The 23,965-nt window shown below is 52.9% G+C and carries 21 protein-coding genes, 2 pseudogenes and 1 riboswitch; of the genes and pseudogenes, 8 read left to right on the top strand and 15 right to left on the bottom strand.

The window, feature by feature from the left end:
* Positions 1–10: 10 nt before the first annotated feature.
* The 3 genes from rpoD to rpsU all read right to left on the bottom strand — a co-directional run bounded on the left by rpoD (position 11) and on the right by rpsU (position 4,204).
* Positions 11–1,993 (bottom strand): RNA polymerase sigma factor RpoD, encoded by a 1,983-nt coding sequence (gene rpoD / locus J4728_RS11820; protein ID WP_001120159.1) that lies wholly within the window; start codon positions 1,991–1,993, stop codon positions 11–13.
* Positions 1,994–2,007: 14 nt separating this feature from the next.
* The gene (gene dnaG, locus J4728_RS11815; RefSeq protein WP_000918865.1) at positions 2,008–3,753 is read right to left on the bottom strand and encodes a DNA primase; all 1,746 of its coding nucleotides are present in this window, start codon (positions 3,751–3,753) and stop codon (positions 2,008–2,010) included.
* 235 nt (positions 3,754–3,988) lie between these two features.
* Positions 3,989–4,204, bottom strand: coding sequence for a 30S ribosomal protein S21 (rpsU, locus tag J4728_RS11810; RefSeq protein ID WP_001144069.1), 216 nt, complete (start codon positions 4,202–4,204; stop codon positions 3,989–3,991).
* A gap of 227 nt (positions 4,205–4,431) precedes the next feature.
* On the opposite strand from rpsU, the gene tsaD reads away from it, so the two are divergent.
* Positions 4,432–5,445 carry a tRNA (adenosine(37)-N6)-threonylcarbamoyltransferase complex transferase subunit TsaD gene (tsaD, locus tag J4728_RS11805; RefSeq protein ID WP_001264391.1) on the top strand — a complete coding sequence of 338 codons (1,014 nt, stop codon included), beginning with the start codon at positions 4,432–4,434 and terminating at the stop codon, positions 5,443–5,445.
* A 109-nt stretch (positions 5,446–5,554) separates the two neighbouring features.
* On the opposite strand, the pseudogene J4728_RS11800 reads toward tsaD, so the two are convergent.
* Both J4728_RS11800 and plsY read right to left on the bottom strand, forming a co-directional pair.
* Positions 5,555–5,698 (bottom strand): annotated as a pseudogene (locus tag J4728_RS11800) (fumarate hydratase); the annotation flags it as partial.
* A complete protein-coding gene (gene plsY / locus J4728_RS11795) occupies positions 5,682–6,293 on the bottom strand; it encodes a glycerol-3-phosphate 1-O-acyltransferase PlsY (protein WP_001272784.1) in 612 nt (203 codons plus the stop codon). The pseudogene J4728_RS11800 and the gene plsY, both read right to left, overlap by 17 nt.
* A gap of 106 nt (positions 6,294–6,399) precedes the next feature.
* Between plsY and folB the strand changes: the two genes are divergently transcribed.
* Both folB and bacA read left to right on the top strand, forming a co-directional pair.
* Positions 6,400–6,759 (top strand): bifunctional dihydroneopterin aldolase/7,8-dihydroneopterin epimerase, encoded by a 360-nt coding sequence (folB, locus tag J4728_RS11790; protein ID WP_000355776.1) that lies wholly within the window; start codon positions 6,400–6,402, stop codon positions 6,757–6,759.
* Between the two features lie 97 nt (positions 6,760–6,856).
* Positions 6,857–7,678: an undecaprenyl-diphosphate phosphatase gene (gene bacA / locus J4728_RS11785; RefSeq protein ID WP_001281933.1), complete on the top strand. Its 822-nt coding sequence runs from the start codon at positions 6,857–6,859 to the stop codon at positions 7,676–7,678.
* Here the strand turns inward: bacA and J4728_RS24300 are convergent.
* From J4728_RS24300 to J4728_RS11775, 3 genes and pseudogenes are all read right to left on the bottom strand, one after another.
* Positions 7,677–7,761 (bottom strand): annotated as a pseudogene (locus J4728_RS24300) (hypothetical protein); the annotation flags it as partial. The gene bacA and the pseudogene J4728_RS24300 overlap by 2 nt on opposite strands.
* 20 nt (positions 7,762–7,781) lie before the next feature.
* Positions 7,782–9,023 carry a multifunctional CCA addition/repair protein gene (locus J4728_RS11780; protein WP_000708447.1) on the bottom strand — a complete coding sequence of 414 codons (1,242 nt, stop codon included), beginning with the start codon at positions 9,021–9,023 and terminating at the stop codon, positions 7,782–7,784.
* A 62-nt stretch (positions 9,024–9,085) separates the two neighbouring features.
* Positions 9,086–9,700: a TIGR04211 family SH3 domain-containing protein gene (locus tag J4728_RS11775; RefSeq protein WP_001125344.1), complete on the bottom strand. Its 615-nt coding sequence runs from the start codon at positions 9,698–9,700 to the stop codon at positions 9,086–9,088.
* A gap of 241 nt (positions 9,701–9,941) precedes the next feature.
* Here J4728_RS11775 and J4728_RS11770 point away from each other — a divergent pair, with 241 nt between their 5' ends.
* The 3 genes from J4728_RS11770 (at position 9,942) to hldE (ending at position 15,685) form a co-directional block, all read left to right on the top strand.
* Positions 9,942–11,243 (top strand): inorganic triphosphatase, encoded by a 1,302-nt coding sequence (locus J4728_RS11770; RefSeq protein WP_208211787.1) that lies wholly within the window; start codon positions 9,942–9,944, stop codon positions 11,241–11,243.
* 117 nt (positions 11,244–11,360) lie between these two features.
* The gene (gene glnE / locus J4728_RS11765; protein WP_208211785.1) at positions 11,361–14,204 is read left to right on the top strand and encodes a bifunctional [glutamate--ammonia ligase]-adenylyl-L-tyrosine phosphorylase/[glutamate--ammonia-ligase] adenylyltransferase; all 2,844 of its coding nucleotides are present in this window, start codon (positions 11,361–11,363) and stop codon (positions 14,202–14,204) included.
* A gap of 47 nt (positions 14,205–14,251) precedes the next feature.
* Positions 14,252–15,685, top strand: coding sequence for a bifunctional D-glycero-beta-D-manno-heptose-7-phosphate kinase/D-glycero-beta-D-manno-heptose 1-phosphate adenylyltransferase HldE (gene hldE, locus J4728_RS11760; protein WP_000867682.1), 1,434 nt, complete (start codon positions 14,252–14,254; stop codon positions 15,683–15,685).
* Between the two features lie 159 nt (positions 15,686–15,844).
* On the opposite strand, the gene J4728_RS11755 is transcribed toward hldE, so the two are convergent.
* From J4728_RS11755 to J4728_RS11745, 3 genes are all read right to left on the bottom strand, one after another.
* Positions 15,845–15,904 (bottom strand): type I toxin-antitoxin system Ibs family toxin, encoded by a 60-nt coding sequence (locus J4728_RS11755; protein ID WP_111754053.1) that lies wholly within the window; start codon positions 15,902–15,904, stop codon positions 15,845–15,847.
* Between the two features lie 239 nt (positions 15,905–16,143).
* Positions 16,144–17,823 (bottom strand): flotillin family protein, encoded by a 1,680-nt coding sequence (locus tag J4728_RS11750; RefSeq protein WP_000342879.1) that lies wholly within the window; start codon positions 17,821–17,823, stop codon positions 16,144–16,146.
* Positions 17,824–17,841: 18 nt separating this feature from the next.
* Positions 17,842–18,462 (bottom strand): OB-fold-containig protein, encoded by a 621-nt coding sequence (locus J4728_RS11745; RefSeq protein ID WP_000171738.1) that lies wholly within the window; start codon positions 18,460–18,462, stop codon positions 17,842–17,844.
* A gap of 257 nt (positions 18,463–18,719) precedes the next feature.
* Here J4728_RS11745 and glgS point away from each other — a divergent pair, with 257 nt between their 5' ends.
* Positions 18,720–18,929, top strand: coding sequence for a cell surface composition regulator GlgS (glgS, locus tag J4728_RS11740; protein WP_000928927.1), 210 nt, complete (start codon positions 18,720–18,722; stop codon positions 18,927–18,929).
* 74 nt (positions 18,930–19,003) lie between these two features.
* On the opposite strand, the gene ubiK is transcribed toward glgS, so the two are convergent.
* Entirely contained in the window at positions 19,004–19,300 is a 297-nt protein-coding gene (gene ubiK, locus J4728_RS11735) for a ubiquinone biosynthesis accessory factor UbiK (RefSeq protein ID WP_000566824.1), read from the bottom strand.
* A 132-nt stretch (positions 19,301–19,432) separates the two neighbouring features.
* A riboswitch (FMN riboswitch) is annotated at positions 19,433–19,631 on the top strand.
* A gap of 105 nt (positions 19,632–19,736) precedes the next feature.
* On the opposite strand from ubiK, the gene ribB reads away from it, so the two are divergent.
* Positions 19,737–20,390, top strand: coding sequence for a 3,4-dihydroxy-2-butanone-4-phosphate synthase (gene ribB, locus J4728_RS11730; protein ID WP_001076978.1), 654 nt, complete (start codon positions 19,737–19,739; stop codon positions 20,388–20,390).
* A gap of 170 nt (positions 20,391–20,560) precedes the next feature.
* Here ribB and dsbI read toward each other — a convergent pair whose 3' ends face one another.
* The 3 genes from dsbI to J4728_RS11715 are packed head-to-tail and all read right to left on the bottom strand — an operon-like array spanning position 20,561 to position 23,740.
* Positions 20,561–21,238: a protein-disulfide oxidoreductase DsbI gene (gene dsbI / locus J4728_RS11725; RefSeq protein WP_208211783.1), complete on the bottom strand. Its 678-nt coding sequence runs from the start codon at positions 21,236–21,238 to the stop codon at positions 20,561–20,563.
* 14 nt (positions 21,239–21,252) lie between these two features.
* Positions 21,253–21,924, bottom strand: a complete 672-nt coding sequence (locus tag J4728_RS11720) for a thiol:disulfide interchange protein DsbA/DsbL (RefSeq protein ID WP_000096230.1) — start codon at positions 21,922–21,924, stop codon at positions 21,253–21,255.
* Positions 21,925–21,943: 19 nt separating this feature from the next.
* A complete protein-coding gene (locus J4728_RS11715; protein ID WP_208211781.1) occupies positions 21,944–23,740 on the bottom strand; it encodes an aryl-sulfate sulfotransferase in 1,797 nt (598 codons plus the stop codon).
* Positions 23,741–23,965 lie beyond the last annotated feature (225 nt).

The following is a 23,965-nucleotide window of genomic DNA, read 5'->3' as shown; positions in this document are numbered from 1 at the left end:
GTGCGGCGAATTAATCGTCGAGGAAGCTGCGCAGCACTTCAGAACGGCTCGGGTGGCGCAGTTTACGCAGCGCCTTCGCTTCGATCTGACGGATACGTTCGCGGGTAACATCGAACTGTTTACCCACTTCTTCCAGCGTGTGGTCGGTGTTCATATCGATACCGAAACGCATACGCAGCACTTTCGCTTCACGAGCGGTCAGGCCAGCCAAAACGTCGTGAGTGGCGGCACGCAGGCTCTCGGTAGTGGCAGAGTCCAGCGGCAGCTCGAGGGTGGTATCCTCGATGAAATCACCCAGATGCGAATCTTCATCGTCGCCGATCGGCGTTTCCATGGAGATTGGCTCTTTGGCAATCTTCAGCACCTTACGAATTTTATCTTCCGGCATCAGCATCCGTTCAGCCAGCTCTTCCGGCGTTGGCTCGCGGCCCATCTCTTGCAGCATCTGGCGAGAAATACGGTTGAGCTTGTTGATGGTCTCAATCATATGCACCGGAATACGGATGGTGCGCGCCTGATCGGCGATAGAACGGGTGATCGCCTGACGGATCCACCAGGTTGCATAGGTGGAGAATTTGTAGCCGCGACGGTATTCGAACTTATCTACCGCTTTCATCAGACCGATGTTGCCTTCCTGAATCAGATCAAGGAATTGCAAGCCACGGTTGGTGTATTTCTTAGCGATAGAAATAACCAGACGCAAGTTCGCTTCAACCATCTCTTTCTTCGCACGGCGGGCTTTCGCTTCCCCGATGGACATGCGACGGTTGATGTCTTTCACCTGTTCGATGGTCAGACCGGTCTCTTCTTCAATCTGCCGCAGTTTTTGCAGGCAGCGTTGCACTTCTTCCGCGACATCGTGCAGTTTTTCCGACCACGGTTTGTTCATCGCGATAGCGGCATTGAACCAGGTTTCGCTGGTTTCATTACCGGTAAACAGCGTGATAAAGTTCTTCTTCGGCATTTTGCACTGCTCGACGCAGAGCTTCATGATCAGACGTTCCTGGGTACGCACGCGATCCATCATCACGCGCATACTGTTGACCAGATAGTCGAATTGCTTCGGTACCAGACGGAACTGTTTGAACACTTCAGACAGCTTCAGAATCTCTTCCTGCGCGGCAGCATGGCTGCGGCCTTTCGCTTTGATGGTGTCGCGCGTAACGACGTATTGCGCGCGCAGTTCAGCGAATTTTTCGCGTGCCAGTTCAGGGTCAATGCTGTTGTCGTCATCGGCGGCGTCATCGTCGCCGTCTTCTTCATCTTCGTCTTCGTCATCATCCAGGTCTTCCTGGGAGAGTTCAGAACCGACGTGAGTTGCGGTCGGCGCCATCTCTTCTTCCGCGTTCGGATCGACAAAGCCGGTGATAAGATCGGACAAACGAGCCTCTTCAGCCTCAACGCGATCGTACTGTTCCAGCAGATAGGTAATGGCTTCCGGGTATTCGGCAACGGAGCATTGAACCTGGTTGATCCCGTCTTCGATACGTTTAGCGATGTCGATTTCGCCTTCCCGGGTCAATAGTTCAACAGTGCCCATTTCACGCATATACATGCGTACCGGGTCAGTCGTACGACCGATTTCAGACTCAACACTGGACAGAACTTGTGCAGCAGCTTCTTCCGCATCTTCATCGGTGCTGGTGGTATTTTCAGCCAGCAGCAGATCATCGGCATCAGGCGCTTCTTCCATTACCTGAATACCCATGTCGTTGATCATTTGGATGATATCTTCAATTTGATCTGAATCGACGATATCTTCCGGCAGATGGTCATTGACCTCAGCATAGGTCAGATAGCCTTGCTCCTTACCACGGGTGACAAGAAGTTTCAGCTGTGACTGCGGGTTTTGCTCCATAAGACGGTATCCACACTTATTCGTTTGATTGGTGTCGACGGTATAGCTGTCGACATTTAAAGCGAGGGCATACTTATATTTTGGCCGCTGCCTCTCACTGCGGCTGTCGGGGGCTTCCCGATCGATATGCGGCATTTAAGCCGTTAAATTCATTTTCTGGCCAGCTCCTGGTTTAACGTCCAGAGCTCTCGGCGTTCTTCGCTGCTTAAACCATGAGTGCGATCGCGAGCGATCAGCTCTTCTTGTCGCAGTTGCAGCAGCGAATCAAACATATGGTTGAGTGAGTCGGTAAAAGTCTTTTCGGCAATCGCCTTATCTGCTATATCGTCCCACATCGATAATTTTTCAAGGGTCGCAGCATCATTTGTGCCACGGTAGAGTTCCAGAAGTTGTCCGGTAGTAAGACCTGGCTGAGCCAAACAAGTTTTGACCAATTCTTTAAATAAGCCAAGTCCAGGCAGCTTATTCTGATCCAGCGCGTCTAAGGGCGGCACTAACGGCGCGAGATCCGGATTTTGCACCAGTAATCCTATCAGTATACGCATGGTCGTGCGTTTTAGCTGCGGAGCCGGGCGGGAAACGCCGCTTTCCGCCTGTTTTGGCACTAAACGATCAAGCTGACTATCATCGAAAATGCCTAACTTCAGCCCCAACGTCTGGCGCAGCTGAATACGGTGCGCGTCGCCAGGCACCTGATTAATGAGCGGCAGCGCCAGTGCGGCTAACTGCGTGCTGCCATCCGGCGAGCTTAAATCCACCTGCGGCAGGAGGCTATTAAACAGAAACGTAGAGAGCGGCTGCGCCTGCTCCATCCGCGCTTCGAAAGCCGCCTTGCCTTCTTTACGCACCAGCGTATCCGGGTCTTCGCCGTCAGGTAAAAACATAAAGCGTACCTGCCGACCATCGGTCATATAAGGCATTGCTGTTTCCAGCGCTCTCCAGGCGGCATCACGGCCAGCCCGGTCGCCGTCGTAACAGCAAATCACGTTGTTCGTCGCCCGGAATAACATATGCATATGGTCTGCCGTGGTTGAGGTACCCAGCGAAGCGACCGCATAGTTAATGTCGTATTGCGCTAGTGCGACGACATCCATATAACCTTCGACCACAAGCAAGCGTTGCGGTTCAGCACTATATTGCTGAGCCTCATAAAGACCATATAGCTGGCGGCCTTTATGGAAAATGTCCGTTTCCGGAGAGTTAAGGTATTTCGGCGTGTCGTTCCCCAGAACTCGACCGCCAAAACCAATCACCCTGCCGCGTTTGTCCCGAATAGGGAACATGACCCGATTACGGAAACGATCGTAAGTGCTGCCCTGCTCGTTATTGACCAGCATTCCGGCATCCAGCAACAATGCCTTGTTATCGCTGTTATTACCGAAGCGCTTTAACGCGTTATCCCAACCTGGAGGCGCGAAGCCAATGGCGAAACGCTGAATAATTTCAGCGCTCAGACCGCGCTTTTGCAGATAGTCACGCGCAGGTTTTGCCGCAGGATGGGTAAGCGACTGCTGATAAAAGTCATTCAGACCATTCATCAACTGATAGAGGTTTTGCCGTTGATGGCGCTCTATCTGGCTAAGCCCGGTGCCTGCTTCATAGGGAATTTCCAGGTTATGCATGGCCGCTAATTCTTCGACGGTTTCGACAAATTCGAGCTTGTCGTAATTCATCAAAAAGTCGATCGCATTGCCATGCGCGCCGCATCCAAAGCAGTGATAAAACTGTTTTTCACCGTTTACGGTGAAAGAAGGGGTTTTCTCATTATGGAATGGACAACACGCGTGATAGTTCTTGCCCTGTTTCTTGAGTTTTACGCGCACGTCGATCAGATCGACGATATCGGTTCTCGCCAGCAGGTCATTAATGAATACGCGTGGGATTCGTCCAGCCATATGCCCCTTTTATACACGTCATTCTTCAGGCTGCCGTAGTGTTGGCTACGTTCGCTCACCCCTGTCGCTGACTTGCGTAAGCGCCGGGGACTTGCTCTCTTGCCGCCTGGACGCAGCATGAATGATTTTGTGTATATGCTAATGCATAAACGAAAACAAGCCGCGCATTCCTTTCGGAAGCACGGCCTTACAACTACAACTCGATCTGAATTGAGAGCAGCCCGCTCTCAAAAGATTAGTACAGACGAGTACGGCGTGCGTTTTCGCGAGCCAGTTTCTTCGCGTGACGTTTCACTGCAGAAGCTTTAGCGCGCTTACGTTCGGTCGTCGGTTTTTCATAGAACTCACGACGACGAACTTCCGCCAGAACACCTGCTTTTTCGCAGGAACGCTTGAAGCGACGCAGAGCTACGTCGAACGGCTCGTTTTCACGTACTTTAATTACCGGCATGTGCCTCTCACCTTTGATTAATTCGGTTTGCCGCTGGCATCAACGCCAGCTTATTTCAAAATGGTGCGGAATTTTACTGCAATTGCTGCTGCTTTGTAAAGCACCGCGGCCTTTTTTGAAAGGGACTTTTATAAGGGGAGGGAGTATACACGAAGTCGGGACTGAGGGTATACATCCACCCGCATTCGACCTACACTGCGCGGTATTAGAGCGAGGTAAAACAAGTCATGCGTGTACTGGGTATTGAAACATCCTGCGATGAAACCGGCATCGCTATTTACGACGACAAAAAGGGTCTGTTAGCCAACCAATTGTATAGTCAGGTGAAATTACATGCTGACTACGGCGGCGTAGTGCCTGAACTGGCTTCCCGCGATCATGTGCGTAAAACCGTGCCGCTGATTCAGGCGGCATTAAAAGAAGCCGGTCTGACGGCGAGCGATATCGACGCGGTGGCCTATACCGCAGGCCCGGGCCTGGTCGGCGCGCTGCTGGTCGGCGCAACCGTCGGGCGTTCACTGGCATTTGCCTGGAATGTGCCGGCCATTCCTGTACACCATATGGAAGGTCATCTGCTGGCGCCAATGCTGGAAGATAACCCTCCGGAGTTCCCGTTTGTGGCGCTGCTGGTCTCCGGCGGACATACGCAGCTCATTAGCGTGACCGGAATCGGTCAGTACGAACTGCTGGGAGAGTCGATTGACGATGCCGCCGGTGAAGCGTTTGATAAAACCGCCAAATTGTTGGGGCTGGATTATCCTGGCGGCCCGATGCTGTCGAAAATGGCGTCGCAGGGGACGGCGGGGCGTTTTGTCTTTCCGCGCCCGATGACCGATCGCCCGGGGCTGGATTTTAGTTTTTCCGGTCTGAAAACCTTTGCCGCTAACACCATTCGTAGTAATGGCGACGACGAACAAACTCGCGCTGATATCGCGCGCGCTTTTGAAGATGCGGTCGTGGATACGCTGATGATCAAGTGCAAGCGCGCGCTGGAAAGCACCGGTTTTAAGCGTCTGGTCATGGCGGGCGGCGTCAGCGCTAACCGCACGCTGCGCGCGAAGCTTGCCGAAATGATGCAAAAACGCCGCGGCGAAGTGTTCTATGCGCGCCCGGAGTTTTGTACTGACAACGGGGCGATGATCGCCTATGCCGGAATGGTGCGGTTTAAGGCGGGCGTTACGGCGGATCTTGGCGTAACGGTACGTCCGCGCTGGCCGCTGGCCGAGCTGCCGGCGGCGTAAAAGCGGAGAAAGGGGGCGACATCATGCCGCCCCAACGGGTTTACAGCAAAACGACGGGCATCCACAAATCAGCAGCACCAGGAAGATCAGGCCGAAAATCGCGCCTAACCACGCCAATGGTGGAAGGGTGACGCGCGGCGGATTCGATATGTACGCCCATCACCAAGCTATTGCCGGTCAACCCTTGTGAGCCGATCCCCAGACGGTTGAGGCCCTCTTCCAGACGCAGTTCCAGCTCAATCTTTCTGGCGTTTCTTTTTCAGCTTCGTCCAGATTTTCGTCTCCTGTCGACGCCACAGACGCTGGATGTTGTCATGATGGCGCAGCAAAATGAGACATGACAGCATCGACACCGGGAAGGTGAACTGCGGTTTAAACCACCAGACGTAAAACGGCGCAATCAAGGCGCTGACAATCGCCCCTAACGATGAATAACCGCTTAACAGGACCGTCAGCAGCCAGGTGCCAGCCATGACGCCGGTTAAATCCCAGCCGATGGGCGCAATGGCGCCAAACGCGGTTGCTACGCCTTTCCCACCTTTAAAGCCAAAAAAGACCGGCCAGATATGCCCCAGACAGGCGGCGATAGCGATAAGCCCCAGCCAGAAAGGGGTAACGCCTAACGCATACGCGCCCCAGACGGGCAACATACCTTTAAGGATGTCAAAAATAAGTACCGCGACAGCCGCTCCCTTGCCACCGATTCGTAATACGTTCGTCGCGCCCGGGTTGCCGGAGCCGCTTTCTCGCGGATCGGGCAGCCCGGCGATGCGGCAAACCAGAATGGCACTGGAAATTGAGCCGCAGAGGTACGCGAAGAGGATCATTCCAGGCGCGATTGCACTCATAAGCTGTTCCGTATTGAAAGTGTCGTTTTATTTACTATTTCTGTGGATAATACGCACATTTCGCCGGAAGTGGTATCCGGGTTAGCCAAAAAGCAGGCAGGTCGTGATGGATATTGTATTTATAGAGCAACTTTCGGTAATCACCACTATCGGTGTTTACGACTGGGAACAGACTATCGAGCAAAAACTGGTGTTCGATATCGAAATGGCATGGGATAACCGCAAGTCGGCGAAAAGCGATGATGTCGCAGATTGTCTAAGTTACGCGGATATCGCCGACACGGTGATAAATCATGTTGAAGGCGGGCGTTTTGCTCTGGTCGAGCGTGTGGCGGAAGAGGTGGCGGATCTACTGCTTAGCCGATTCAATTCTCCGTGGGTTCGCATCAAACTGAGCAAGCCTGGCGCCGTCGCGCGCGCGGCGAACGTAGGGGTAATTATTGAGCGTGGCAATAATCTGAAATAAAAATAAATAATTTTATATTTTTTAAACCAAACGGTTATATATGGGGTCTTAACGCGAGATCCATTTTTGCAGTGTTTTTCATTTTAGGGGTTTATTGATGAGCGATATGCACTCGCTGCTGATAGCGGCAATTTTGGGTGTGGTCGAAGGATTGACGGAGTTTTTGCCGGTATCCAGCACGGGCCATATGATTATTGTGGGTCATCTGCTGGGGTTTGAAGGCGATACGGCCAAGACATTCGAAGTGGTGATTCAACTTGGATCTATTCTGGCGGTCGTGGTGATGTTCTGGCGGCGGTTGTTTGGCCTCATCGGTATTCACTTTGGCCGCCCGCTACAGCGTGAAGGTGAAAGTAAAGGTCGATTAACGTTGATTCACATCCTGCTGGGCATGATTCCGGCGGTGGTGCTGGGGTTAGTCTTTCATGACACGATCAAGTCGCTATTTAACCCAATTAACGTGATGTACGCGCTGGTGGTAGGCGGTCTGTTGCTGATTGCCGCCGAGTGCCTGAAGCCGAAAGAACCGCGCGCGCCGGGGCTGGATGATATGACGTATCGTCAGGCGTTTATGATTGGCTGTTTCCAGTGTCTGGCGCTGTGGCCGGGCTTCTCGCGTTCCGGAGCGACCATTTCCGGTGGGATGCTGATGGGCGTCAGCCGTTACGCCGCCTCTGAGTTCTCGTTCTTACTGGCTGTGCCGATGATGATGGGCGCAACGGTTCTGGATCTCTACAAAAGTTGGTCATTCCTGACCGCAGCGGATATTCCGATGTTCGCAGTGGGCTTTGTGACGGCGTTTGTGGTGGCGCTGATCGCCATCAAGACCTTCCTGCAACTGATTAAGCGTATCTCGTTTATTCCGTTTGCGATTTACCGCTTTGTGGTGGCGGCTGCCGTTTACGTTGTTTTCTTCTGATGATTGACCTGCCGGATGGCGGCGTACCGCCTTGTCCGGCCTAACTGTTTTGTCGGTCTGATAAGTGCAGCGCCATCAGGCAATTTATCGTGCCGGATGGCGTTTAGCTGGCGGGGTTCGGGCAGCGCTTCTCTTTCCAGTTGGCGACCGCTGCAATTCGTCGCTTCGTCAGCTCCTCGCGAATCTCAATGCCCTTAAATCCGGCCTCCACCACCTCTTTCGTCGGTACCGCTTGGGCCACCTGCCAGGCTTCGCGCAGCCAGCGCCCCTGCGGGTAATCCGACGCTTCAAATCCGGTACGTCCACGGACATCGGCTTCGCTGGTCAGCGCAATCTGCTCGACGCGCTGCGGTTTACGCCATGCATCAATGGCGTCAAACAGCTTAACGATCGTTTTCGGCTGGAGTATCGGAAAGGTGTGGATCAGATCATGGTACTCGGCGACCAGTTTAGCTAAATCACGTAGGTCATTGGGGACGCGCAAACGCTGGCATAGCTGTTCGACCAGTTTCACGCCCGCCGGGCCGTGGCCATGATGGCGCGGCCAGAGGTTTTTCGGCGTTAAGCCTTTGCCCAGATCATGACAAAGCGTGGCGAAACGAACATCAAGCTGCGGACTGAGCATGGCGGCCATCGACAGCGTCATCAGCGTATGAACTCCGGTATCAATTTCCGGATGCCACTTTGCCGGCGCGGGTACGCCAAACAGGGCGTCGATTTCCGGAAACAGGACGCGCAGGGCGCCGCAGTCGCGCAATACCTGGAAGTAAACCTGCGGATTGCGGGTGGTAAGCGCATTTTCCGTCTCTTTCCATACCCGTTCCGGCGTCAGATGTTCCAGCTCGCCTGCCGCGGTCATTTCGCGCATTAGCGCCAGTGTTTCATCGGCGATACGGAAACTAAGATGGGCGTAACGGGCGGCAAAACGCGCCACGCGCAATACGCGCAAGGGATCTTCGCCAAACGCGGGAGAGACATGGCGCAGTAGACGCGCCTCCAGATCCCGGCGCCCGTGGTAAGGGTCGATAATCTGTCCGTCATCGTCGCGCGCCAGAGCATTAATGGTCAGATCGCGACGCTGGAGATCGGCTTCCAGGGTAACGTCCGGCGCGGCATAACAGGTGAAGCCCGTGTAGCCGGAACCGGATTTACGCTCAGTACGCGCCAGCGCGTATTCTTCGTGAGTTTGCGGATGGAGAAACACAGGAAAATCACGGCCTACCTGCTGGTAGCCCGCATCAAGCATCTCCTGCGGCGTGGCGCCGACAACGACCCAATCTTTATCTTTAACCGGTAGCCCTAACAACGCATCCCGAACCGCACCACCGACCAGATAAATCTTCACGCCACTTTCCTTTTAAAAACGATCATCCTCTAATGATAAGACAGTGCCGCAGAGAAGGCGATTTAGTTCATCCAGCGGTCTTTGCGTTTACGGCTTGGGATCATATGCGGCAGCACCAGCCCTAACAGCAAGCCAATACCCAATACGCCGCCGCCATACATAAACCACTGCATAATAATGGTGCGCTGTTTGTCATCCAGTTGCAGATTCGCGGCGCTAACTTTTTTCTGCGCGACAATCAGCTCGTTTTTCAGCTTCTGGTTCTCTTCTTTTAGCCCGTTGATGACGCTGTCGCTTTGCGCCACTTTCTGCTGCATATCGGCGGTGCGCTGATTCCACGTGGTATCAATATTGTTGAGTTTATCGGTCAACGTTTTGACCTGATTTTCCAGATCCGGCACGCGGGTACGCAGGCTTGGCGTGGTATTCAGTTCTTTTAACGGTATCCAGGCAGTACGACCAGAACTGTCTTTAATTTGACCATAGTTGGCATCGCTCTGTAAGAGCGTGACTTCCTCGCCGGCGTTGACGGTACCCACAAGGCGATAATTATCTCCCGGACCGCTGCGGACCCAGGTATTCAGTTCATCAGAAACGTAACGCGTCTCTTCAGCATGAGAGACGGCGGTGGCGCTAAGCGCAAGTAAAGTTAGTCCAATCAGGCGTAATTTTGGCATCAGGCTGTCGTTATTGTCAGAGAAAGTGGAACGATAGTAACGGCATCAGTGTCGCTACGCAAAGTAGTCGACATCAATCGGAATCATCTGTGTCGCCTTTGCCGCTACGTCAAACTTTTACGCCCGTCAAATTGCTCGTTGCATGGCAATTTGGCGCAAAATACTATCTACTGACAAAAATAATGCGGGTAAGTTCGCCAAGAATCTTCCCAGATGTGACATAACCCATAAGTACAAGGCCATGGCTCAGGAAATCGAATTAAAGTTTATCGTCAATCACGACGCCGTAGATGCGCTGCGAAATCATCTTCATACGCTCGGCGGCGAGCATCATGCGCCCAGCCAGTTGCTGAATATCTACTTCGAAACGCCTGATAACTGGCTACGCCGCCATGATATGGGGCTGCGTATTCGTGGTGAAAATGGGCGCTATGAAATGACCATGAAAATTGCCGGCCGGGTAACGGGCGGGCTGCACCAGCGACCCGAATACAATGTCGCGCTAAGCGAACCCGTGCTGGATCTGACGCAACTTCCGGCGGAGGTCTGGCCTGATGGCAACCTGCCCGCTGGCCTGGCATCAAACGTACAGCCGCTGTTCAGTACCGATTTTTACCGGGAAAAATGGTGTCTGGACGTTGACGGCAGCAGGATTGAAATTGCGCTCGATCTCGGCGACGTAAAAGCGGGCGAGTTTGCCGAACCGATTTGTGAGCTGGAGCTTGAGTTGCTTCGCGGCGATACGCGCGCCGTGTTAAAACTGGCGAAGCAACTGCTGTCGCAAACCGGTTTGCGTCAGGGCAGTCTGAGTAAGGCGGCGCGAGGTTATCACCTGGCGCAGGGGAATGCGCCGCGAGAGAATACACCAACGGCAATTCTGCGGACTGCCGCGAAAGCCACGGTAGAGCAAGGGCTGGAGGCCTCGCTGGATCTGGCGTTGTCACAGTGGCAGTACCATGAAGAGCTCTGGCTGCGCGGCGACGAGTCGGCGAAAGAACACGTGCTGGATGCTATGGGATTAGTGCGCCATGCCTTAATGCTTTTTGGTGGCATTGTTCCGCGTAAAGCGAGCGCTCACTTACGTGATCTATTTACCCAGGCGGAAGCGACGATGACATCAGCGGTGTCCGCCGTCACAGCCGTTTATAGTACGCAAACGGCGATGGCGAAACTGGCATTGACGGAATGGCTGGTGACGAAAGCCTGGCAGCCATTTCTGGACGCGAAGGCGCAGGCCAAAATGGCCGATTCTTTTAAGCGTTTCGCCGACATTCATCTTTCTCGTCATGCTGCTGAATTAAAAAAAGTTTTTGGACAACCGCTGGGTGATAAATATCGCGACCAGTTGCCGCGTTTGACTCGCGATATTGACAGCGTTTTACTGCTGGCCGGGTATTATGATGCGATGGTCGCGCAGGCATGGCTGGAGAACTGGCAGGGATTGCGTCACGCCATTATTACCGGGCAACGTATTGAAATTGAACATTTCCGTAATGAGGCCATCAACCAGCAGCCGTTCTGGTTGCACAGCGGAAAACGATAATCAGAACCGTAGAAAGCGCCTGATGACGCTGCGCTTATCAGGCTTACGGTATGCGGACTTGTAGGCCGGATCAGGCGAAACGCCGCCACCCGGCATTATTTAAAGGATATCCCCTAAATGACGCCGCTCTCTTCACCCTTATCGCAGTACTGGCAGACCGTTGTTGAGCGCCTACCAGAAGGATTTACTGAGACATCGCTTAGCGCGCAGGCGAAGTCAGTACTTACATTTAGCGATTTTGCGCTGGATAGCGTGATAGCGCATCCGGAGTGGCTTGCCGAACTGGAATCCGCATCGCCGCAGGCTGATGAATGGCGACATTATGCTGGCTGGTTACAGGAGGCGTTGGCAGGTGTCTGTGACGACGCCTCGCTGATGCGTGAACTGAGGTTTTTTCGTCGTCGCATCATGGTACGCATCGCCTGGGCGCAGACGCTGTCGCTGGTGGACGATGAGACTATTTTACAACAGTTGAGCCATCTGGCGGAGACGCTCATTGTGGGGGCGCGCGACTGGCTGTATGCCGCCTGTTGCCGCGAATGGGGAACCCCCTGTAACCCGCAGGGCGTTCCGCAGCCGCTGTTGATTTTAGGCATGGGCAAGCTGGGCGGCGGCGAACTGAATTTTTCGTCTGATATCGATCTGATTTTCGCCTGGCCGGAACATGGCGAGACCCGGGGCGGGCGTCGTGAACTCGATAACGCCCAGTTTTTTACGCGTCTCGGGCAGCGGCTGATCAAAGCGCTGGATCAGCCCACAATGGATGGTTTTGTCTATCGGGTGGACATGCGCCTGCGACCGTTTGGCGACAGCGGCCCGCTGGTACTGAGTTTTGCCGCGCTGGAGGATTACTATCAGGAGCAAGGACGCGACTGGGAACGCTACGCCATGGTGAAAGCGCGGCTAATGGGCGATAACGACGACGCCTGGTCTCGTGAATTACGCGCCATGCTGCGGCCTTTCGTTTTCCGCCGCTATATCGATTTCAGCGTCATCCAGTCGCTACGTAATATGAAAGGGATGATCGCCCGCGAAGTGCGACGCCGCGGTTTGAAAGACAACATTAAACTTGGCGCGGGCGGTATTCGTGAAATTGAGTTTATCGTGCAGGTATTCCAGCTCATCCGCGGCGGACGCGAGCCGTCGCTACAGTCGCGTTCGTTACTGCCAACGCTGGATGCTATCGCTGCGCTGCATTTGCTGCCTGAGAATGACGTGGCGCAACTGCGCGTGGCCTATCTTTTTCTACGTCGTCTGGAGAATCTGCTGCAAAGCATCAATGACGAACAGACGCAAACGTTGCCTGCCGACGATCTGAATCGGGCGCGGCTGGCCTGGGGAATGAAGGCGGAGAACTGGCCGCAGCTTGTTGGCGAACTGACGGATCATATGGCTAATGTACGCCGCGTATTCAACGAATTAATTGGCGATGATGAAGCCGATACCCCGCAGGAGGAAGAACGTTCAGAGCCGTGGCGTGAAGTATGGCAGGATGCGCTACAGGAGGATGATTCGACGCCAGTGCTGGCGCATTTAGCCGATGAGGATCGGCGACAGGTTCTGACCCTCATCGCTGACTTCCGTAAGGAACTGGATAAACGCCCTATCGGCCCGCGCGGGCGGCAAGTGCTGGACCAACTGATGCCGCACCTGCTTGCTGATGTCTGTTCTCGCGAAGACGCCGCTGTTACGCTATCGCGGATAACGCCATTGCTGGCGGGGATTGTCACTCGCACCACCTATCTGGAGCTGCTGAGCGAATTTCCCGGCGCGCTGAAACACCTGATTATGCTCTGCGCCGCTTCGCCAATGATAGCGAGCCAACTGGCGCGTTATCCGTTGTTGCTTGATGAACTGCTCGACCCCGGCACGCTTTATCAGCCGACGGCTACCGACGCTTACCGCGACGAATTACGCCAGTATTTGCTGCGCGTGCCGGAAGAGGACGAAGAACAACAACTGGAGGCATTACGCCAGTTTAAACAGGCACAGCTTTTGCGGATTGCGGCGGCGGATATTGCCGGTACGCTGCCGGTGATGAAAGTGAGCGATCACCTCACATGGCTGGCGGAGGCGATGATTGATGCTGTGGTGCAGCAGGCGTGGACGCAAATGGTTGCGCGTTATGGTCAGCCAGCGCATCTGGACGAGCGCCAGGGGCGGGGGTTTGCGGTTGTCGGTTATGGCAAGTTGGGCGGATGGGAGCTGGGCTACAGTTCCGATCTGGATCTCATCTTCCTGCATGACTGTCCGATGGACGTCATGACCAACGGCGAACGCGAAATCGACGGGCGGCAGTTTTATCTGCGCCTGGCGCAGCGCATTATGCATCTGTTCAGTACGCGCACCTCCTCCGGCATTTTGTATGAGGTGGATGCGCGTCTACGCCCCTCTGGCGCGGCGGGAATGCTGGTGACTTCAGCGGACGCGTTTGCCGATTATCAGCAGCATGAAGCCTGGACCTGGGAACATCAGGCGTTGGTACGCGCTCGCGTGGTATATGGCGACCCGCAGCTTACCTCACAGTTTGATACGGTGCGCCGCACTATCATGACGACGGCGCGCGACGGCAAGACATTGCAGACTGAAGTGCGTGAAATGCGCGAGAAAATGCGGGCGCATCTCGGCAATAAGCATCGTGATCGTTTTGATATTAAAGCTGATGAAGGCGGTATTACGGATATTGAGTTTATCGCGCAATATCTGGTACTGCGCTACGCTCATGAAAAACCTAAATTAACGCGCTGGTCTGATAACGTGCGCATCCTGGAGCTTCTGGCGCAAAACGGCATTATGGATGATCACGAGGCGCAGGCGTTGACGGTAGCCTACACCACACTGCGTGATGAACTGCACCACCTGGCGTTGCAGGAGCTTCCCGGTCATGTGGCGCAGACGTGTTTTAGCAAAGAGCGCGCGCTGGTGCAGGCAAGCTGGCGGAAGTGGCTGGTAGCCGTTTGAATTATGCTATTATCGCGCGCAAATTTTGAATCTCTCAGGAGACAGGAATGAAAGTAAATCTGCCAGCGTTTGAACGTGCAGGCGTCATGGTTGTGGGTGATGTAATGCTGGATCGCTATTGGTATGGCCCCACTTGCCGTATTTCACCGGAAGCGCCGGTGCCCGTGGTTAAGGTAAATACCGTTGAGGAACGTCCGGGCGGCGCGGCGAACGTGGCGATGAACATTGCGTCTCTGGGAGCGAACGCCCGTCTGGTCGGCCTGACGGGTATTGATGACGCCGCGCGCGCGCTGAGCAAAACGTTGGCGGAGGTCAATGTGAAGTGCGACTTCGTTTCTGTGCCGACGCATCCGACAATTACCAAACTGCGCGTGCTATCACGTAATCAGCAGCTCATTCGTCTTGATTTTGAAGAGGGCTTTGAGGGGGTGGACCCGCAGCCGTTGCATGAGCGTATCAACCAGGCGCTGGGATCGATCGGCGCGCTGGTATTGTCCGATTATGCCAAAGGCGCTCTGACCAGCGTGCAGACTATGATTTCCCTGGCGCGCCAGGCGGGCGTGCCGGTGCTCATCGATCCGAAAGGAACGGATTTTGAACGTTACCGCGGCGCCACGCTGCTGACGCCAAACCTTTCTGAATTCGAGGCGGTTGCGGGGAAATGTAAAAGCGAAGACGAACTGGTTGAACGCGGCATGAAGCTCATTGCCGATTACGACCTTTCCGCGCTGTTGGTCACGCGTTCCGAACAGGGAATGACGCTGCTGCAACCGAATAAAGCGCCGCTACATATGCCGACGCAGGCGCAGGAAGTTTATGATGTTACCGGTGCGGGCGATACGGTGATCGGCGTGCTGGCGGCGACGCTGGCGGCGGGAAATACCCTGGAAGAGGCGTGTTATTTCGCCAATGCGGCGGCGGGCGTAGTGGTAGGTAAACTCGGGACGTCAACGGTTTCCCCTATTGAGCTGGAAAACGCAGTGCGCGGACGCGCGGATACCGGCTTCGGCGTTATGACCGAAGAGGAGTTGAGACAGGCCGTCGCCAGCGCGCGTAAGCGTGGCGAGAAAGTGGTCATGACCAACGGCGTTTTCGATATTCTGCACGCGGGCCACGTCTCTTATCTGGCGAACGCGCGTAAATTGGGCGACCGCCTGATTGTTGCGGTCAATAGTGACGCCTCGACTAAACGCCTGAAAGGCGAAAGCCGTCCGGTTAATCCGCTCGAACAGCGTATGATCGTGCTGGGCGCGCTGGAGTCGGTCGACTGGGTTGTCTCTTTTGAAGAGGATACGCCGCAACGACTGATTGCCGGTATTCTGCCGGATCTGCTGGTAAAAGGCGGCGACTATAAGCCGGAAGAGATCGCGGGCAGCGAAGAGGTCTGGGCCAACGGCGGCGAAGTCATGGTGCTGAACTTCGAAGATGGTTGTTCCACGACCAATATCATCAAAAAGATCCAGACCGAGAGCGAGAAGTAAAACCGCGACATCAGGCGTTACAGACGCGGCGGGCGCTGATTTTGAAGGCGCGTCGGACATTTTGTTTCGACGCGTATCTCGCGGTTGACGCTGCTTTTTTTTCGACCTAAAGTAAAGGAATAAGGGTGAGAGGGGATCTCTCCCCCCTCTGATTGGCTGTTAGTAAGCTGCGAAACTTATCAGTAACAGAACAATCAGTATGATGACCTGTTGCATCATAACCCTTTCCTTATTAAAGCCCCTTCCTCGGGAGGGGCTTTCCCGTTTCAGCCCCTTGCTGACATCGCGATTGTTGGTGAGTGGCCTGTCTGGCGCAAGGGCTTTATCCCGCCGATTTTGCGTTACTGGATCGCCCACGCAAAATGGCCTGCTGGTCATAACGCTTTGTACAGACAAGGTGGAAAAAAGATAAAAAAATCCCCGGCCTTATGGCCAGGGACAGGAGATATAGCGGGGAGTTATTGCTCTTTTACCGTTGCTTCGCGATTAATCTCATCCGTTGCCGATGAAACCAACGGCGTGGTCAGCGCCTTTAGCGAGCCGCCAGCGATGCCAATCTCGTTTAACAGCGAATCGATCAGCGGCGCCTGGGTACGATAGGTGAGCGCGGCAGATAACGCTTGTTCCGCCAGGTTTCCCCCGTTAGCGCCGCCAGCGGCGACGTCGCCCGCCGTCGCGCCGCGATTGAGGCCATCGACCTGAATAATCTTAATGCCGTCGATGGATTTCATCGGTTCAACAGACTTCTCAATAACAGCAGGCAACGATTGTAAGAGCGCTAGTTTAAATTTGAGGCTGGTTTGTTCGTCAGATAGTACGTTGATAGCGTCATTCAGCGCCCGTTGCGCTTCGGCTTCCGCCAGACCTTTTTTACGCGTTGCTTCCGCCAGTTCGATGATGGCGGCGGCTTGCAATTCTGCCGCTTCTTTCTCTGCTTTTGCCCGAACGGTCAGTTCGACCGCTTTGGTTTCCGCATCCTGCGCCGCGGCGATCAGAGCGACCTGCTTGGCGCGATCCGCTTCGGCGGTCTGGCGGGTGGTTTCTACGTTTTGCTGGGCGCGAACCGCATCGGCCAGCGCGTCGTTGGCGCGCGCTTCTGCTTGTGATTGCTGCTCAGATTTGGCGGCAATGGCGATAGATTTCGTCTGGTTGGCGATTTCTGTCACCTGTTGCTGTTCGATCTCTTTAATACGTACTTCACGCTCGGCCTCAACTTTCCTGGACCGTACTGCTTGCTCACGTTCGATCTCCGTCTCCTGGATCTGCCGCTCAGCAAGAATGCGCGTCTGTTCTGCTTCACGATGGCGCTCGGCCTCAAAAGCGGCAATTTTGGCGTTTTGTTCGGCGGTGCGGGTTTTAACCTGTTGCTCCTGCTCCAGAGTCATAAAGGCTTCTTGCTGCTCGATTTCCAGCTTGCGCTCAAGCGCGTCGCGGTTCTTTTCGCGCACCGCTACTTCCACATCCTGTTCCACTTCATTACGTTCACGACGGCGGCGTTCGGTTTCCTGCGTCAGTTTCGTCAGCCCTTCGGCATCAAAGGCGTTGTTTGGATTGAAATGCTCTTTGGACGTTTGGTTAAAGTTGGTTAATGAGACGCTTTCCAGCTCCAGGCCGTTTTTCGACAAATCTTCCGCAACGGTGTTTTGTACGCCCTGAACGAAGTTTTCACGCGTATCCTGTAGCTCATGCATCGTCATCTGGGCCGCGGTAGCGCGTAAGGCGTCAACGAATTTATCCTCAACCAGCATACGAAGATCTTCCGGCGACAGCGTTCGCTGGCCAAGCGTTTGTGCGGCGGTAGCAATACCTTCAACAGAGGGTTTTACACGCACGAAGAAAGCAACGACCACGTCAACGCGCATACGATCTTTGGTGATCAGGCTATCGACGGTAGCACGGCTAACTTCAAGTTTTAGGGTATTCATATTGATCGGAATAATTTCGTGAAAGATTGGCATCACAATAGCGCCGCCGCTCATCACCACTTTTTGCCCGCCAAGCCCGGTACGGACAAACGCCTGTTCCGCAGATGCGCGGCGATAGAGGCGAGCAAAAATGATCCCGATAATTAATAAGACGATAACCGCAACGATGGCGGTAAACATCCATGATGGCAATATGCCAAAAACATCATCCATTATGTAAGTTCCTCTCAATTAGACATAGAAGTTACGCTCAGCCAAATAACGCGTTGCGGAAAGTCGGCAGACAATCAGCACCTTGTCTCCTTTTTTAAATTCTTTTCCCTTTTCGGGTTCCAGCAGTAAATAGTGAATCTGGCCGAACTTATCGGTAAATTTTCCTTCGCAAGGTGTACCGGCGACGGCGGCGTGGCCGGTAATAATCGCCATGCCGCCGATAAATTCCTCTTCCCTGAGGGCGGAGCTTTCATCTCTGGGTAGCCAGGGCGCGAGGATTTTTCCGCTGTAATGCACGGCAAAGACCGACAGGACAATGCTCAACGGGACCAGCAGCAGATTGCTGAGCGGCGCCTGCCAGAGCATGATCCCGCCATGCTGGATGAGGATACCGAAGAGGCCGAAATAGCCGGCCAATAGACAGAGGACGACCAGGGCGGGAACGCGTCCAATATTCAGATAATGGAGCGCCTGGCCCGCTGGGCCGGATGACAGGGCGTCATAATGATCGAGATGGGCGTCGAGCGCGCCTGAAAGAAAGTGGCCAAAAATCAGCGAAATCATCTCCAGCACGCCGATAAAGAAAACGAACGCGATGGCAAACAGATAGGGGCTGTTATACTCCGCAAATAAGGTCATATTTTCTATCCTTGTCGCCGCCTTCAGAAGGGGGTTCGCGTGATAATTTTCATGCTTGTTATTTCATTGCGTTACAATATCATGTGACCCATATCTCCTTAAGTCCGAAAAGCGATTTATCCGTCGTTATCTTTGGTGAATATTGTGATTTTGCGCATTAAATTTGCGCACGTTATGTATAAAACCGCCGTACATATAGGGAAATACTGAAATTAGAAAAAGCATATAGCCTTAACAGAATTCAATAACTGGAGGGTATGCTGATGAACAACAATAACGTCTATTCATTAAATAATTTCGATTTTCTGGCGCGCAGTTTTGCCAGAATGCAGGCGGAGGGGCGTCCTGTTGATATTCAGGCGGTAACCGGCAATATGGACGAGGAGCACCGCGACTGGTTTTGCAAGCGTTACGCGCTTTACTGCCAGCAGGCGACTCAGGCGAAAAGGTTAGAATTAGAACACTAATGCAGGCTCCCTTATACAGGCGCAGGACATTATTCAGATCTTATATGAGCGGGCCGTCAGGCCCGTTCACGTTTTTACTCTTGTGGATCGACTGGCGGGATGGCGGGCGCAGGTTTTACTTCTTCAGGCTTGTCGCGAGCTTCCAGTTCGCTGAGGCGTTGCTCCAGCAGCGCCAGTTTTTCCCGGGTGCGCAGCAAGACCTGAGTCTGGACATCAAACTCTTCGCGGCTCACCAGATCGAGACGCGTCAGCTGAGATTGCAGCGTTTGACGGATTTTTTTCTCGATATCTTCCCCGAACTCGCGAATACCTTTCGGCATTGACTCATGAACCTGGCGTGCGATTTGCTCAATTTTTTTCGGGTCAATCATTGTGGTTTCCCTGAACTGGTAAGTGTTAGCTCTTATTGTAGTGCGATATGTGGACGCCATAAACCAGAATTGTGTGACGTCATACGGAGTAAAGGCGTTGATGAAGGTAATCAATAGCGTTATAGTTAACCCGCTTATTCTCAGGGCGGGGCGAAATTCCCCACCGGCGGTAAATCAGCGATGTTTAACGCATTTCTCATCACGGCGCGCCGTGACGGAACGCGGAGAGCAGGTTGAAAGCCCGCGAGCGCTTTTTGCCATAGCGAAAAGGTCAGCAGATCCGGTGTAATTCCGGGGCCGACGGTTAAAGTCCGGATGGGAGAGGGTAACGATCCAGTCGGGCATGGACCCGCTCACGTTATTTTTTTGCCGCTTGTCGGCACTCCTAAGACTGCCCTGATTCTGGTAACCATAATGTTAATGAGGTTTTTTTACCATGAATCAGACGCTACTTTCCTCTTTTGGTACGCCTTTTGAACGTGTTGAACTTGCACTGGATGCGCTGCGTGAAGGACGCGGTGTGATGGTGCTTGATGATGAAGATCGTGAAAACGAAGGCGATATGATTTTCCCCGCAGAGACGATGACCGTAGAACAGATGGCGTTAACCATTCGTCACGGTAGCGGTATTGTTTGCCTGTGTATTACTGAAGATCGTCGTAAGCAGCTCGACTTGCCAATGATGGTGGAAAACAACACCAGCGCCTACGGCACCGGTTTTACCGTGACCATTGAAGCCGCAGAAGGCGTGACCACCGGCGTTTCCGCCGCTGACCGTGTCACTACGGTGCGTGCGGCAATTAAGGATGGCGCAAAACCGTCCGATCTTAACCGTCCGGGGCACGTTTTCCCACTGCGCGCTCAGGCGGGCGGCGTGCTGACGCGCGGCGGTCATACGGAGGCGACCATCGATCTGATGACGCTGGCCGGTTTTAAACCTGCAGGTGTACTGTGCGAGTTGACTAACGACGATGGGACGATGGCGCGCGCGCCGGAGTGTATCGCGTTTGCAGGCCAGCATAATATGGCGGTGGTCACGATTGAAGATCTGGTGGCTTACCGCCAGGCGCATGAGCGCAAAGCCAGCTGATCGAACGGATCATGGTTGAAAAAAGCCGATGAGATGTCATCGGCTTTTTTGTATTCCTTCGGTGCCATATCGTTCAGTTTCAAAGAACGACGAATAAGCTGAATGGTAAAATTATTGTGAGAAAAGCAGAGGCCTGAATGCAGACCTCTGCTTTGGTTTATCTATTCAGGTTATTTGCCTCTGGCCAGTTTCAATGCCCAGGCGCCGCTCATCACCAGCAGCAGAATCAGGCACAACCCAAAGGCCAACATACATGCCTGCGCCATGTTCATAAAGTGCCAGGGCGGAAGCAGATACCAGCCTTCGGACTGCTGGTAGAGATCGACAAACCACTGCTGTACGCTACTGAGCGTTACGCCATCAGGGACGATAGGCGCGTCATAACCGCAGTCTCCGGTAGGTTTAAACCACTCCGGTGCCCATTCCGCCAACGGTAAGTTGAAAGGAAAGGTCGGGTCAGTCGAACATCCTTGCACGCCAAAAAGTGAATCGGGGTCCGCATTATGTACCGCATGATGGATACCATTAAGCTTAATAGAAAACTTAATGCCCATAATGCTGCCATAAAACGCCGCGATACAGCCAATCAGCTTCAGCGCGATATTTTTGGGATTTATCGCCGCAATCACCCCGCCAATTACCATCACAAACATCGCGTAACGGATGTAAACACACTGCTCGCACGGTGCCATGTAGAGGTAGATTTGGAAGAACGAGTGCGCCAGGATAATTAATCCTCCCATCGCGATGGCCATTAACAGCCACAGAAAGCGCTGTTCCTGCCATCTCACCAGCGTATCCACTGGTCTTGCGCGTAGGTCTCGCCATAATCCCTTAATAAAATCCATAATCGTTTCCCTGCTTATTTTTTAGTGGCCAGTTCCCGAACGAGTTCAGCCATAGAATCGATGGATTTGATGTTTTTGGTATAGATAAGGTACTTGCCGTTGACGACGTAAGCCGGAACACCCTGAATTTTGGCAACGTCATAGGCGGCTTTCCATTTTTCCAGCGTCTCCTGAACGGCAGGATCTTTCAGCGCCGCTTCAAAATCAGCCTGGCTCATGCCTGCGGCGTCCAGCCCGGTTTTAATAAATGCCGCCGGATCTTTCCCATCTGACCAGCGCTCTTTCTTATCATGGTAAGCCGCATACCAGGCGAACTTCGCTTTTTTGAATTGTGATTTAGCATCAAATAACGAAATCCCGGCAGCTTTATCTTTGGCGATCAGGACTGCAAATACTTCGCTGGCCTGTTTGCCATATTCGCCTTTTGTTTCCAGGTGGAACGGAGTGAACGTAACGAGATCGGCTACTTTATCAGAAACCGGACCTGTTACGGCTTTGTCATATTTGTAGCAGAAAGGGCAGGCGTAGCTAAATACCTTAATCAGCGTTTTATCCGCATTAGGAATCGGTTTCTCCAGAACCATATAATCTGTGCCCTCGGTAAAAGCCGATGCCGCAAAAGGAGTGACCAATGCCGCGGTTAATACTACGCTTTTAAATAAAGAGGTAATCCATTTAGATGACATATTAATTCCTTCCCGTTATTTATTTAAACATTTGCGTTGGATGAACCAGTAATGCACGATAGTGAGTCTGGTTGGGTTTATCCGACAGCACATCAATTTCAACTTTCACTTCTTTCGTTTTATAGTCAATCTCATTCAGTTTGCCGACTGTGGGTTTACCAACGTCGAACAGGTTAATAGAACCGCCAAAGCCGAACATGGTGTCGCGGTCTTTTTGATATTCAACAACCGAGGTAATAGGACTATAGAAATCATATCCACGTTCTTTACCGTATTCCCAAACTTGTTGTACGGTGCCTTTCTTCTCATCGATCTTATATTCGACAAAACGGGAATATTTCATGGTCGGTAGAGCCGGTTGCTCCAGGCCGCGACCATCGCCGTTATCAAAGACCGTTAACGTGCCTTTGCTGGAAAGCCATGCCGTATGTTGGGTATAGGTGAAATCGAAATCGGTGTCCTTACACTTGCCGTTTTCGTCACAGGTCAACGGCTTACCATGATCGTCTACCGGTTTCAGCAATTTACTGGCTAGCTGCTTATTCCAGCCTTTAGACGGTGCCAGTATCCATTTCACCTGCTTATCGCGACCAATTTTTACAATACCCTGATGGCGGGAAGAAAGGATGATGGAGTCGTCTTTCGCGTCATAAGCGATAGAGTTGACGTGCGCCCAGTTACGACCGGCACCAACGCCAAGCGCATCGCCATACGGCGTATCCGGTTCGAGTTTCGCCTGCTGTCCGGCATGGGCCAGATCGACGTTCACGCATACTGCGCCCGCATCCAGCGCGCCGAGCAGCGCATCACGCATAGGGTCGAGGATTTTGGTTAAATCCCAAACGTCTACTACGCGGTCAGACTTATCAACCTCAATGATTTGGTCACGAATCGTATGAACATGTATGCCGTCTTCTTTGCGGTAATCGCGTTTGCCGACGCGCAGCAGTACGGTGCCGTTCACGGTTTCGATGGATTCATGAGACGCATCCAGGAACCCGCGCGGCAGTTTGTGATCGGCAAGAATTTGCCCCATCATGTCAAACTCGTACCAGTGTTGGCCCTGCACCGCGGTAAAGGTGCCGCGAGGCGTTTCACGAATACCCATCAGGTAGCCGCGTTTGTTGATATTCATATCGTGGCCGTCGTAGAAGGTATCTTGATCCAGCCACCAGCGGTATTCACCCTGGGTGTCAACCACAAACGTATAAGGGGCGATATCGAAAGGCAAAGCACCGCCCGCCGGACCGGCATCAAGAATGCCCGCATTTTTATCTTTTTCGCCGTGCCAGTGAAATTCAGCGCCCTGCGGCGTAAAGGTATGGGTATTTACCAGATAAAGGCGATCTTCAAATCCTGGCGCGACTTTAATAACTTTCGTTTGCTGGAGATCTGAAATAGAACGGTTATCCATATAATGGTTGACGATGGCGGACGTCTGCACCACATAGTCATCCTTCATGGCTTTGCCGTTTTCTTTATATTCTACCGTGACGTTGTTGGCAAATTTCTGATAAAGGCCAAAAATAGGAATACCGTCATAGGTTTCTAAAGACTCTTTCCCAACGGTATAAGTAACGGGAACGCCTTTTTCCCCTTTACCATGTACAGTAACTTTAACGTCTGAAATAACATGGCTATCTAATTCCACCAGTGCGGTGAGAGGGGCATTACCGTAAGGATCGACAACGACTGCGCCTAATTTCCCTGCGGGCTGCGCCGGTTGAAAACCTGCGGCAAACGTACTGGCTGCGGTGAGTCCGCATGTCAGTGCGACGGCACCGGCAAGTATTGTTTTCCGGTATTGGTCAAACATGGATATATCTCCTTATATACAACTTCTAAATATAATACTTCTGAATATACTATGTTTTTATGAATAATAAATGAGGTAAATGATTGGTCTTTAAATATAAGTCATGATGCTGTTACTTATTTTAAAGTATATTCTGTATCAATATTTTTTAATTGCCTGAGTGAGTCGATAGTAGGAGTGTGATATTTTAAGAACAATATAAATTAGTACGAAGTGTGATCTTAT

Origin of the sequence: Salmonella sp. 32070601201500089SM (assembly GCF_017573605.1) — a bacterium.
Classification (GTDB): domain Bacteria; phylum Pseudomonadota; class Gammaproteobacteria; order Enterobacterales; family Enterobacteriaceae; genus Salmonella; species Salmonella enterica.
Note: the sequence above shows the minus strand (reverse complement) of the source record. Positions and strands in the feature narration are given on the sequence as shown.